This window comes from Blautia caccae (assembly GCF_040095955.1).
In the GTDB taxonomy this organism is placed as follows: Bacteria; Bacillota; Clostridia; order Lachnospirales; family Lachnospiraceae; genus Blautia; species Blautia celeris.
On sequence record NZ_JBBMFP010000010.1, the window covers coordinates 227,267 to 239,989 of the forward strand.

Below are 12,723 nucleotides of genomic sequence, written 5' to 3' on the forward strand. Positions count from 1 at the left end.
CCAATCCTTTCCTTAATACTCATTCGGTAATTCATCAATCTCATCACAGCGGAATACCGGTCCGTCTTTGCACACGTACTTGGAACCGATGTTGCAGCGTCCGCATTTGCCTACGCCGCATTTCATGCGCAGCTCCAGAGTTGTGTACACCTGCTCTTTGGAGAATCCCATCTCCTGCAGAGCTGCCAGCACGAACTTGATCATGATCGGCGGGCCGCAGACAAGGGCTGTCTTGTCCGTGGTAAAGCCCACTTCTTTCAGGTAGTTTGGTACGAATCCCACATGGCCGTCCCAGCCTTCCTGCTCCCGGTCGATGGTCAAATATACATTCACGCCCTCTGTCTTCATCCAGACTTCCTGGATCTCTTTTAACTGGACCAGATCGTCTGCGGATCGGGAACCGTAAAGGATGTCCACAGTGCCGTAGTTCTCTCTGTTGTCCAGCACATAGTTGATCACGGAGCGCAGAGGCGCAAGGCCGATACCACCTGCGATAAACAGCAGGTTTTTGCCTTTTAACTCAGTCTCTACCGGGAAATGATTTCCGTACGGCCCTCTCACGGTAATCTCGTCGCCCACCTCAAGGCTGTGGAGATAATCGGTGAGGACACCGCATTTCTTGATGCTGAATTCCTGGAATTCTTTGTTAGTCGGTGAGGAAGTAATGGAAAACATACCTTCACTGATGCCCGGTGCACACACCATGGCACACTGTCCGGGCATATGTTCAAAAAGCTTTCCGCCCTCCGGCGCGTTTACGCGGAAGGTCTTCACATCCGGCGTCTCCTGGCGGATATCCGTGATGACTCCCACCTGGGGGATCAGCGTATCCAGTGTATAATTCTTATGACAGGTACATTCACTCATTATTTGTCACCTCCCTGGTTCTGAAAGGATTTGATAACCTTTACGATATTTAAGGAAGCCGGGCATTTTTCCACACATCTGCCGCAGCCTACACAGGAATACATCCCGTCGTTGTTTGCCGGGAAATATACCAATTTATGCATAAATCTCTGACGGAAACGCTGCATCTGGCTCGTACGGTTGTTCCCGTGTGCCATCATGGTGAAATCCGAGTACATGCAGGAATCCCAGCAGCGGTATCTCTTGATTCCGTGGCCTGTGTCGTAGTCCTTAATGTCATAGCACTGGCAGGTTGGACATACAAAGGTACAGGTTCCGCACGCCAGACATGGCTTGTACAGTTCTTCCCAGAGTTCTGAATTGAATTTTTCGTTTAATGCCTCCCCGTTCCATCCTTCCAGGGAAAGATTGGAGTAAGGCAGCTTCTCAACGATTCCGCGGATGGATGCTTTCTCTTCCTCCACTTTCTTCTCGTCCTCAGCGTCTGCCTCAGCAAGAAGGCTTTCTGCGGATTTCGTAAGGGCATCTCCCTTTTCTGTGAGGGATTTCCAGTAAAGCTCCTCGCCTGTCATCCACACAGCCACATCTGCCGCCGGCTCTGCACAGTCTGCGCCAAACACTTTACAGAAGCAGGTCTCTTCCGGCTCATGGCATGCCATAGCCACAATAGTACCGTGCTCACGCCTTGCCGCATAGAAAGAGTCTACCGGGTCAGCTAAAAATACTTTATCTAAAACCTCCACACCTTTCACATCGCAGGCCTTCATTCCAAATACCACAAAATCCTGCTCTTTCAGTGCTTCCGGTTCAACTGTCAGCTTTTTTCCGTCCTTTCTGCAGGTATACAGGTCCTCACTCTGGGGGAAGAACGCGTCTTTTGGAGATTTCACGGTCTTCAGGGTATCAAGATCCACCTCCGCGTCCTCGCTCCATGCTCTGAAGTTCACCTGTCCGCTCACTTTTACAGGAAGGTATAATTCCCGGGAGCCGGCGATCAACTGGAATAATGCCGCCAGATTTTCTTTTGCTATCTTATACATACATTATCCCCTTTCTGCCACAATGCCTGGCTCTACGTCATCAAAGGTAAAGTCTGTCAGCGGTCCTCTGGAATCTGTGTCTTCACCGGCCTGATATTCTCCGTAGAACTCATTGATGTCCTTGATGAATTTCCGGTTGAACAGATGAAGGGGTATTCCCTGGGGACATACACGGCTGCACTCTCCGCAGTCTGTACAGCGTCCTGCCACATGGAAAGCACGGATGATGTGGAACATCTTCTCTTCAAAGGAGTCCACATTGGCTTTCTGGGAACTGTCAAACTTGTTGCTGTCAAATACACATTTTCTGCAGCTGCATGCAGGACATACGTTTCTGCAGGCATTGCAGCGGATACATTTGCTTAACTCCTTCTGGAAAAACGCAAATTTCTCCTCCGGGCTCATGGCTTCAATGGCAGCCACACTGTCAAAACGCTCTGCGTCTTTTGTCTCTTTTGATTCTCCGATCAGCTCATCGTATATCTTATGCTCTTTGCCTTTGCACACATGGCATCTCTCCAGCATGGCATCTGCATAGGAACATGTCTTCTCTCCGTAGAGGGTCTGTATGGTCAGGGTATCTGCCCCATCTGTGATCTCGGCGCCGGAAATACTCTCGATTCCCTTAATCCCCATACCTTTGATCTTTTCAATATCCAGCTTGCCTTTGCAGCCCACACCGATAATATAGGCTTTTTCCCTGTCCACCCTGTGCTCCTTGATGAGCTGGTTAAAGCTGTAGGTATCACACGGTTTCAGGCATACCAGGGTCTTTCCCTCCAGTTTGGAGGCTTCAATCATATATTTGCTTAAATTGGCTCCGCAGAATCCGTTGTATACGAAATTCTCAAAGTCCTCTTCTTTTTCAAAATATGCCGGTTCCGGATTGTAAGGCAGGTCTCCCGCTTTCCAGCCGAGAACACGGGCTACGGTACCGTCCGCTAACAGCTCTTTTGCACGGTTAATCAATTCCTGCATCTCAAATCCTCCAATCTTACGTTTTTGCCCAGAGAGCGGACTTTTTCCACAAACTCATTCATGGTAGTGGAGAATTTGACACCCTCTGCGGCTGACACCCATTCCACACGGGTACGTCCGTTTTCCACGCCGATATAATCCAGCATGGAGAATAAAAGTGTCATACGCCTTCTGGCATAGTAGTTTCCTGTGCTGTAGTGGCAGTCTCCCGGATGGCATCCGCAGAGGATCACACCGTCCGCACCTTTCTCAAATGCTCTCAGGATGAACATGGGATTTACACGGCAGGAACATGGCACACGGATGATCTTCACATCTGCAGGATAGGAAAGGCGGCTGCTTCCGGCCAGATCCGCACCTGCATAACTGCACCAGTTACAGCAGAATGCCACAATTTTAGGTCTGAATTCTTCCTTTGTTTCTATCGACATATTGCATCCACCTCCGCTATGATCTGTCTGTTCGAGAATCCCTGTAAGTCCATGGCTCCTGACGGGCAGGCAACGGTACAGGCTCCGCATCCCTGGCAAAGCGCATTGTTCACAACTGCGATACGGCGTGTCTCACGGATTCCGTGGTCATTCACCTCTTTGTCCTCGTAAGTGATGGCACCGTACGGGCACACATTTGCACAGGTGGAACATCCGTTGCAGAGAAGTTCGTCGGATTTGGCTGTACATGGGTTTGTCATCAGCTTGTCTTTTGCAAGAAGCCCGATGGCTTTCACTGCCGCTGCTCCTGCCTGGGAAACAGTCTCAGGTATGTCCTTGGGTCCCTGGCATACGCCTGACAGGAAGATACCTGCCGTTGGGGATTCCACGGGACGAAGCTTGGGATGTGCCTCGGTCAGGAAGTTGTTGGTATCTATGCTGGCTGTGAGCATGGTGGCAATCTTCCTTACAGAAGGATCCGGTTCAATGGCTGTAGCCAGAACCACCATATCTGCCTCCATGAGGATCTGCTTGTTATCAATGAGGTCAACGCCCTGTACTAATAACTGTCCGTTTGGCTGGGGAGCGACTTTACCCACCTGGCCTTTGATGTAGTTCACACCGTATTCCTCCACGGCTCTTCTGTAGAACTCATCAAAGTTTTTGCCCGGGGTACGGACATCAATGTAAAATACAGTCACGTTCACATCCGGATATTTATCGCGGATCAGCATGGCGTGTTTTGCTGTGTACATACAGCATATCTTGGAGCAGTAGCTCTTTCCTCTCTTGTCCGCGCAGCGGCTTCCCACACACTGGATAAACACCATATTCTTCGGCGCCTTCCCATCGGACATGCGTTCCAGATGGCCTTTGGTAGGTCCTGCTGCGTTCATGATACGCTCCAGCTCCAGGGATGTGATCACATCCTTGCTCTGGTTGTACGCATACTCATCGTAATTATCCAGCTTGATGGTGTCAAAACCGGTGGCAACTACAATGGCACCGTACTTCTCTGTAAGGATCTCGTCCTTCTGCTCATAATCAATGGCACCTGCCTGGCATACCTTGGCGCAGACACCGCATTTTCCTGTCTTGAACTTAATACAGTTCTCTCTGTCAATGACAGGAACATTGGGGATTGCCTGGGCAAACGGTGTGTAGATGGCGCTTCTTGTATTCAGGCCCCTGTTGAACTCATTGGAATTCTTCTTGGACGGGCATTTCTCCTGGCATACGCCGCAGCCTGTACATTTGTCCATATCCACACTTCTTGCTTTCTTGCGGATATCCACTGTAAAATCACCTACAAAGCCGGAAACCTTTTCCACCTCGCTGTATGTATAGATGTTGATCTTCTCATGAGCGGATGCCTCCACCATCTTAGGTGTCAGGATACAGGCAGAACAGTCCAGTGTAGGGAAGGTCTTGTCAAGCTGTGACATTCTTCCGCCGATACTGGGTGTCTTCTCCACAATATCCACTTCGTAACCCGCCTCTGCAATGTCAAGTGCGGTCTGGATACCTGCAATACCGCCGCCGATCACCAGGGCACGTTTTGTGACAAGGCTCTCGCCCGGCTTCAGGGACGCGTTCAAATTCACTTTCGCGATTGCCGCTCTTGCAAGGATGACTGCCTTCTTGGTAGCCTCCTCCATATCCTTGTGGATCCAGGAACAATGTTCACGGATATTGGCGACTTCCACCATGTATGGATTTAAGCCGGCTCTCTCCGCTGCCTTGCGGAAAGTGGTCTCGTGCATACGCGGTGAACAGGAACATACCACAAGTCCTGTCAGTTTTTCATTTTTGATAGCCTCTGCAATCTTGGACTGTCCGGCTTCGGAACACATATACTGATAATCTTCCGCATGGACAACTCCCGGCTCCATTTTAGCCATTTCCACTACTTTTTTTACATCTACCGTAGCGGCGATGTTGCTGCCGCAATGACAGACGAATACACCTATTCTCTGCACTTAACCTCACCTCCTGTATCTTCTGAATGCACTGACTAAAAGCTGCTGCGGAAGTTCCGGGTCCAAAAGCTCGGGGATTTCATCAGCTATCAGGTAATCCCCGCCCTTCTCGCGGACCACAAGCTGTCTTGCCGCATCAATGAGTTTGCCCGGTTTTACATCCCTTGGGCAGCGCTCCACGCATGCAAAGCAGGAAAGGCATTTCCAGAGAGATTTTGAGTTCACCAAAGACTCGATATCTTCATTCTGCACATAAGATACAAACTGATGGGGTTTGATGTCCATTTCATTGTAGGATGGACAGGATGCAGAACATTTGCCGCATTTCATACATTTCAGCGGATTGACACCGCTGATTTCCTTAATCATTTCAGCCTGTTTTTTTGGAGTATTCATGCTTTTGCTACCTCCTCTTTCACGCCGAGAGCTTCTGCCAGAAGTTCTGTAAAATAGTATACCGGAAGTCTGCTGCCGCAAGTGCTCTTATTCAGATTATACAGGCATAATGGACAGGCTGTGATCAGCATGTCAGCTCCAAATCCGGATGCGCTGTCCATGATCTTATCACACATGGTTTTTGACATCTCTTTTTCCTTCAGGGATATGTAGCCGCCGCAGCACTCGTTTCTGTACGGATAGATCACCGGCTCTGCACCGATGGCCCGGATGAAGTCCTCGATGATGGACGGATTCTCCGGATCGTCGAATTCCAGAAGCCCGCTTGGGCGAAGAAGCAGGCATCCGTAGTAAGCGCCTATCTTTTTGCCGGTAAGCGGAGCTGTCACTTTCTCCTTTAACGTGTCGAAACCTATGCGGTCACGGAGTACCTCCAGAAAATGGAGCACTGTCGTCTCACCTGCATAGGGTTCTTCTAACTGCATATAATTATTTGCTCTGGTGCGAATATCGTCTGCGTTCTTCATATCATCATTGACACGTTTTATCACATGATGACAGGCAGAACAGAGTGTTACCAGATCCTGGCCTTTTTCTTTGGCCTCATTGAGAGCACGGACGGAAGAAAGTTTTGTGGCGATCTCGTCAGTGCCCAGCGGATAAACTCCGCCGCAGCACTGCCAGTTTTCAATTTCTTCCAGTTCAAATCCCAGTGCCCTTGCAGAAGCTCTGGCATAAGCATCCAGCTCCACTGCTTTTGTTTTCAGGGTACACCCCGGATAATAACTGTACTTCATAGTTCCTCCTAATAATCCCGGAAACTGTCCAGTATCCTCATACTTCCTGCTTGGCGGACCAAAGGATACTGAACAGTCATCCTGTTTCTACAGTTCTATCTGTTTGATAACTTCTTTCAGCGCGTTGGCACTTGCCTGAAGTTTAGCAACTTCTTCTTTGTTCATACGCATTGGCACTTTGCCCTGGATACCATTGGGGCCAACCAGAGTCAGGGTGCTCACGCAGACATCCTCAATGCCGTATTCCCCATGCATCATAGAGGAAACGGTTGCGATGGAATCTGAAGATGCCAGCAGGATTCCGCAGAGCTTACATACTGCTGCAGATACCGCGTAGAAGGTAGCACCTTTATTTGCGATCACCTTGCCGCCGGACTTCTGAACATAGGTCAGCATTTCGTCTTTATCCAGCACATCTACCTCTTTGCCAAGGTTCTTAGCCAGTTCATAATACTCATCTACACTGACACCTGATATATACGCACCGGTCCAGGGAATGAAGGAAGTATCGCCGTGCTCACCGAATACATAAGCGTGGATGTTCTTCTGAGCAACTTTAAAGTGTTCAGACAGTCCGCAGCGGAGGCGCGCCGTATCCAGAATCGTTCCGGAACCGATGATCTGATTCTCCGGCAGTCCTGAGATCTTTGTAAATACATAAGTCATAATATCAACAGGATTGCTTACAATGATGTAAAGCGCGTTTGGCGCAGCCTTTACAATTTCCGGTGTAATGCTCTTTAAAATATTCACATTTGTCTGTGTCAGCTCAATTCTTGTCTGACCCGGTTTGCGGGCGATTCCTGATGTGATGATCACAATATCGGAATCCTTTGCATCCTCGTACTCTCCGGCAACGATGTTGATCGGATCGCGGAAACAGGTACCCTGTGCGATATCCATAACTTCTCCGGCAACCTTTTCTTTGTTGATATCAATCAATACGATCTCTGATGCGATATCCCCGTTAGATAATGTGTAAGCAATTGTTGAGCCAACGCTTCCGGCTCCGATGACAGTAATTTTACTACTCATGCTTGCTCCTTTCCCCTTCCCTTGGGTGGTCCTTATTGTCTTTTTTTTAACAATTAATATTCAAAAAAATGTGAAATCACAAATTCTATCTCTCTGAGTATGTTTTTCTGTTAAAACATATTTACTCATCCCCCCTGGTTTCAGGGCCTTTTGAGAAGAATCTGATTTCGCGCTACGAATTAAGGATATCATATTGATAAGAAATTAACAACAACTTTTTAACGATTTTTTGTACTTTTTTGCCTCATCTACTACGTTAATGTAGAAAAGTGCACTTTCGGCCATCTTGTTTTTTGTGCGTGCATTCAAAAAATTAAAAATGCTTAAATTACTTGTATTTTTATGCGTGCAATTTATTTTTGGACTTTTTTTGTCGATTATTTTTTCGATTATTTTCCTGGAATATTGGGGCAGATTCATGTATGTATACAAAAAACAAAAAATGGTTATTTCTGAATTTATCACACATTTTTAAGGTGTGCTTACAAAAGCACGCTGTATTCAAAAAAAGACTGCCCCTGCCAGCTCCGTCATTCCGGCACCGCAGGGGCAGTCTTTTTATCTATCAAACATGTTAGTTTAAATATCTTTTATCGGAAATTCCACTGTCACCACAAACAGATCCGCATCCACTTCAATCCCGAACACACCTCCGCACGCCTCTGTAAAACTCCTGGCAATAGAAAGGCCCAGTCCGCTTCCGCCGTCGGTACGGCTCTCATCTCCGCGTACAAACCGCTCGGTAAAATCAATATCCGACGGGATCTCCTCCTGGGAAATATTTTTTACCGTGGCCCTTGCTGTTTTATTGTCTGTTTTCAGTGTTATGAAAACGCGTGAACCATCCAGGGAATACTTCAGGGCGTTCTGCAGAAGGTTCTGGAAAACTCTGTAGAGACGGCTGCCATCCGCATGGATCATCACTGCCTCTGCAGGAATCTGTGCTTTAACCGTCACAGAGCTTTCTTCTATCTGTTCCTCCATATCAGCCAGTGTCTGGCGGAGAAGCTTGCCCAGATCCAAATCCTCTAAATTTACGGGGAGCTGTTTGGAGGCCGCCTTGCTGATCTCAAAGACATCCTGCACCATGGATTTCAGACGCTGGGACTTTATATCCAGAATACGGACATAATCCTTGACATCCTCCGGAAGGTTCTCCTCCTGCTTCATAAGCTCCACATAACTGATAATGGAGGTGAGGGGGGTCTTGATATCATGGGATACATTCGATACCAGTTCCACCTTCATACGCTCGCTTTTCATTCGCTCTGACAGAGCCGTATCCATACCATATTGGATATCATTTAGCTGCTGGACAGCGTCATACAGATCTGAATCCTCCGGCACTTTCAGCTTATCCGTCATATTTCCGTCATGGACTTTTTTTATCTGACGGATCAGATCACCCATCTCTTTGGCGAGTATCCGGTTGTCAGATGCATATTGTCTCATCATACCCGCCAGCAGTGCGATCACCGCCAGTGCCACAAGCAGCAGCACCACTGCAAGGCTTCCGCCATTATCATACAAATAATAAGATGACACAAAGCAGGCCAAAGCCGCAATCACTGACAGTACGATTCCGGATATCATCACCGGTGAAAATTTACGGATCATTTTTTTTTGAAAAGGATACTCCATATCCCTTATCTGAAATAATTTCTGTATATCCCTGACCAGTATCTTTCTGAGTTTCTTTCTGTTATATCTGTAATCATTGATCAGGAGATATAAAATCCAGAAACATATCAGCAGCAGCATGGGATTTGCCAATAAAGAATACATCATCGGATACAATATCTCTGATGCATACTCATAGTACCCCCATCCGTAAAAGACACCCATGTAGTTGTTAAGTCCTGCAATTCCTCCCACAATCACAAGAACTGCCAGAGCGACCTTACATTCCAGCCAGATTTTTCCCGTATAAACCGCAAGGAATCTGTCTCCGTCCTTTTTATACTTTCTCAGTGCCAGGTAAACGCCCAGAAGCACGAGTCCGGCAATAAACTCCACGATTTTGGCAATGTAGCTGCGCTTTGCATGTTCCATATTTCGGACTATATCATACAGGCTGCTTGTCCCATAATAACTGCCCGAACTGCCGGAATAATTACCCTGCACATAATTTACCGGAGATTTTATCACTGCCATGCGAACTTCTGCCTTTTTTGTTTTTTCATCCACGGTAAAATTCTTATAGCCGGGAATACGCCACTGGCTGTCATCACGGTATACCCCATCCCCATATACATCTACAGCTTTCTTATCTTTGAATACAGACGCCTTACCCTCTGCAAAGACCATATAAAAATTGTAATCTGAAGGCAGACTCTTTTCTCCCTCTTTCAAAATTCCATTCTCATCGTTGGTATATACAGACTTTCCGTTATACCGGATATCATAGATCAGGTTTTTATCGTTTTTAATCGTCTCATGCACTTGTTTTGCGGAAGTTTTATACTCCCAGTCCTCTGAGGTGTAATCCCCATCCCAAGCCGATTCTGCACTTTCCTCGATTACAGTAGTCGCCGCACTCTCCGCAATGCCGCTTCCCCAGGAGATGTCATAAGAATCATCCAAAGCTGCATCTCCATATCTGCTGTACCAGTCCACCGGACCTCCGGCTGCCATGGCAAGAAACATATCCAGATAGTCTGACACAAAGCTGCGAAACTCCTCAGTCTCTTCAAAATCCGAGGCAAGCGCATCCTTAACGCTCACCCCCCGGGGGCCGCTCCCTGTCAGAAAATTCAGGCCGGTCAAGCCACTCTCCACAAGCAGACAAATACTCAGGAAAAACGCTGCCCAGGCTGTTATCACTTTACATTTTTTCGATTTTATATCCAATTCCCCACACCACCTTTAAGTATTCTGGCTCCTTTGGATTCAGTTCGATTTTTTCACGAATGCGCCGGATATGCACCATAACCGTGTTCTCCGGAGCAAATGCCTCTTCTTCCCAGACACGGCGGTAAATTTCCTCTGCGGAAAATACACGTCCCAGGTTCCGCATAAACAGATCCACAATCTTTGTCTCCGTGGCAGTGAGCCGAATGGACTCCCCGTCCGCATACAGCACCCGCTCCTCAGCATGGTAACAGAGACGGCCGCTTTTAAACTCCTTGGAGCCGCTGACCGCATGGATATCTCCCAATCTGGTATAACGCCTGAGATGGCTTTTTACCCTGGCAACCAGCTCCTGTGAATTGTAGGGCTTTGTCACATAATCATCCGCTCCCATGGAAAGCCCCAGCACCTTGTCTGTGTCCTCACTTTTGGCACTCAGTACGATAATCGGTATATTTTTTCTCTCCCTGATCTTCATAATGGCGGACAGGCCGTCCATACGCGGCATCATGACATCCATCAATATAAGCTGAACCTGATTCTGCGCCAGAAGGTCCAGCGCCTCCAATCCATCATAGGCCCGCAGGACTTTGTAGCCCTCCCTCTCCAGTAAAATAGCTATGGCCTTTACGATCTCTCTGTCATCATCTGCCACAAGAATACATTCGCTCATGTCTCCTCCTCCTTAAAGCTTGTATTTATAATACCCCCTCTGTCTTACAAAACAACTGACAGATTCCTTACAGATTTCTTACAATGCTGTCCTTTCTAAAATAGGAGAAGCACCCGCGGTACTTCTCCTACTGTCTCATACATCCATATTCTTATAAGTATAAAGCATAATCGGCATTTATACAAGGCGAACCGAACTGGCTCCTCTGCCCATTTTACACCCCTGCTGTTGCCTGCATGCACATCTTTTCTATTACCAGACTGATGGCCACATGCTCCGGCACATTATCTTTTCCGTAAATAACAATACTGCATAAACTGCCCTCACGAATCCCGTACTGTCAGTCCCGCCTAAAAGATTATTTTCCTCTACTTTAAATATTATAAATACTGATAAAATAATGCTGTGAATAATACACGTTTTTCGCCCGCAATCTAAGTTTGTAGTTTTACTAATCCCGGCATAATACAAAATACGAATCATATTCTGTTCCATTATGTCCTATTAATTTTTCTTCTGAGCGTTTAAATCCTAAATCTTTCAATGCCGCAATACGTTCTGTCGCTGCTATCGTAGCTTTTGTAGCAATTTTATCACAACCAAACAAGGTATATGCAGGTTCAATTATCAATCTTAATATCTCTATAATCTCACTTGAAATTTCATAGTCACTTCGAATATCTAATCTAAGTAATCCGCAATTTGTAAAATAATCGGCAGCATCTCTGTGGAATAATTCAATTGTTCCGATTGCTTCATCCGTTGTTTTTGATACAATAGCCCACCGAACAAATCCCTGTCTGTTATACTCCCAAAGCCAATATTCTATTGCCTGTTCCATTCTATTTTCCGTTGTATAATGAAAGTCGTCCCCACCACAATTATCACTATTAAAAAATGGTACTGCCTTATCATCAGAGTATACCTTTAATAGATCTTTTTTGTCCTCTTTACTTACCATTCTCAATATATAACTCTCGTTCTCATATTCGGGACAATTCTTATATACATCCACCATACTATTCCTCCTGGAAAAATTCCGAATCTATCGACCTGATACTAACCTTAGTAAAACAAAATCCTCCTAAAAAAATAAGAGAAACGCTGAAAACCAACGTTTCTCCTACCTTTACTTACTGCCGCAGACCGGAATCGAACCGGTACGGGTATCACTACCCACGGGATTTTAAGTCCCGGGCGTCTGCCAGTTCCGCCACTGCGGCAAAACGACCCAGAAGAGACTCGAACTCTCGACCTCCGCCGTGACAGGGCGGCGCTCTAACCAACTGAGCCACTGGGCCAAAACTTATTAACTTGTAACCTTTAACTGATAAATGGACCTTCGGGGACTCGAACCCAGGACCGACCGGTTATGAGCCGGTTGCTCTAACCAACTGAGCTAAAGGTCCATAAAGCCGATGATCGGACTCGAACCGATAACCTGCTGATTACAAATCAGCTGCTCTGCCAATTGAGCCACATCGGCGTACCTGTTTAACTTATTGTTTCAATCCTTATTGAATGACTCCAAGGGGATTTGAACCCCTGTTACCGCCGTGAAAGGGCGGTGTCTTAACCGCTTGACCATGGAGCCAAAAAACTCCCCCTGTTGGACTCGAACCAACGACACTGCGGTTAACAGCCGCATGCTCTACCGACTGAGCTAAGGAGGAATAG

At 46.9% G+C, this 12,723-nt stretch carries 11 protein-coding genes and 6 tRNA genes; all 17 read right to left on the minus strand.

All coding sequences use genetic code 11. The annotated features are described in order from the left end of the window. Positions 1-12: 12 nt before the first annotated feature. Entirely contained in the window at positions 13-867 is an 855-nt protein-coding gene (locus WMO65_RS13305; RefSeq protein WP_033143676.1) for an FAD/NAD(P)-binding protein, read from the minus strand. After that, entirely contained in the window at positions 867-1,907 is a 1,041-nt protein-coding gene (locus tag WMO65_RS13310; protein WP_033143677.1) for a 4Fe-4S dicluster domain-containing protein, read from the minus strand. Before WMO65_RS13310 ends, WMO65_RS13305 begins: the two co-directional genes overlap by 1 nt. A 3-nt stretch (positions 1,908-1,910) precedes the next feature. Then, positions 1,911-2,885, minus strand: coding sequence for a 4Fe-4S dicluster domain-containing protein (locus tag WMO65_RS13315; RefSeq protein ID WP_103731168.1), 975 nt, complete (start codon positions 2,883-2,885; stop codon positions 1,911-1,913). Further along, positions 2,873-3,316 carry a hydrogenase iron-sulfur subunit gene (locus WMO65_RS13320; protein WP_033143679.1) on the minus strand — a complete coding sequence of 148 codons (444 nt, stop codon included), beginning with the start codon at positions 3,314-3,316 and terminating at the stop codon, positions 2,873-2,875. The genes WMO65_RS13315 and WMO65_RS13320 overlap by 13 nt, the downstream gene beginning before the upstream one ends. Further along, on the minus strand, positions 3,307-5,295 hold the full coding sequence (locus tag WMO65_RS13325; RefSeq protein WP_018595173.1) for a CoB--CoM heterodisulfide reductase iron-sulfur subunit A family protein: 1,989 nt from the start codon (positions 5,293-5,295) through the stop codon (positions 3,307-3,309). The genes WMO65_RS13320 and WMO65_RS13325 overlap by 10 nt, the downstream gene beginning before the upstream one ends. Before the next feature lie 6 nt (positions 5,296-5,301). Beyond that, on the minus strand, positions 5,302-5,691 hold the full coding sequence (locus tag WMO65_RS13330; RefSeq protein WP_118743279.1) for a 4Fe-4S dicluster domain-containing protein: 390 nt from the start codon (positions 5,689-5,691) through the stop codon (positions 5,302-5,304). Then, the gene (locus WMO65_RS13335) at positions 5,688-6,488 is read right to left on the minus strand and encodes a CoB--CoM heterodisulfide reductase iron-sulfur subunit B family protein (RefSeq protein ID WP_033143681.1); all 801 of its coding nucleotides are present in this window, start codon (positions 6,486-6,488) and stop codon (positions 5,688-5,690) included. The genes WMO65_RS13330 and WMO65_RS13335 overlap by 4 nt, the downstream gene beginning before the upstream one ends. A gap of 87 nt (positions 6,489-6,575) precedes the next feature. Beyond that, positions 6,576-7,523 carry an L-lactate dehydrogenase gene (locus WMO65_RS13340; RefSeq protein WP_118743278.1) on the minus strand — a complete coding sequence of 316 codons (948 nt, stop codon included), beginning with the start codon at positions 7,521-7,523 and terminating at the stop codon, positions 6,576-6,578. Positions 7,524-8,102: 579 nt separating this feature from the next. After that, positions 8,103-10,373 carry a sensor histidine kinase gene (locus WMO65_RS13345; RefSeq protein WP_118743277.1) on the minus strand — a complete coding sequence of 757 codons (2,271 nt, stop codon included), beginning with the start codon at positions 10,371-10,373 and terminating at the stop codon, positions 8,103-8,105. Further along, positions 10,348-11,046: a response regulator transcription factor gene (locus tag WMO65_RS13350; RefSeq protein WP_118743276.1), complete on the minus strand. Its 699-nt coding sequence runs from the start codon at positions 11,044-11,046 to the stop codon at positions 10,348-10,350. The genes WMO65_RS13345 and WMO65_RS13350 overlap by 26 nt, the downstream gene beginning before the upstream one ends. A gap of 451 nt (positions 11,047-11,497) precedes the next feature. Then, positions 11,498-12,064, minus strand: a complete 567-nt coding sequence (locus WMO65_RS13355; RefSeq protein ID WP_118743275.1) for a GNAT family N-acetyltransferase — start codon at positions 12,062-12,064, stop codon at positions 11,498-11,500. A 119-nt stretch (positions 12,065-12,183) separates the two neighbouring features. Beyond that, positions 12,184-12,269, minus strand: a tRNA-Leu gene (locus WMO65_RS13360). A gap of 4 nt (positions 12,270-12,273) precedes the next feature. Further along, positions 12,274-12,347, minus strand: a tRNA-Asp gene (locus tag WMO65_RS13365). A gap of 34 nt (positions 12,348-12,381) precedes the next feature. Beyond that, positions 12,382-12,455 (minus strand) — tRNA-Ile (locus WMO65_RS13370). A gap of 4 nt (positions 12,456-12,459) precedes the next feature. Beyond that, a tRNA-Thr gene (locus WMO65_RS13375) sits at positions 12,460-12,532 on the minus strand. A gap of 36 nt (positions 12,533-12,568) precedes the next feature. After that, positions 12,569-12,640 (minus strand) — tRNA-Glu (locus WMO65_RS13380). A gap of 6 nt (positions 12,641-12,646) precedes the next feature. Then, positions 12,647-12,719 (minus strand) — tRNA-Asn (locus WMO65_RS13385). Positions 12,720-12,723: the final 4 nt, after the last annotated feature.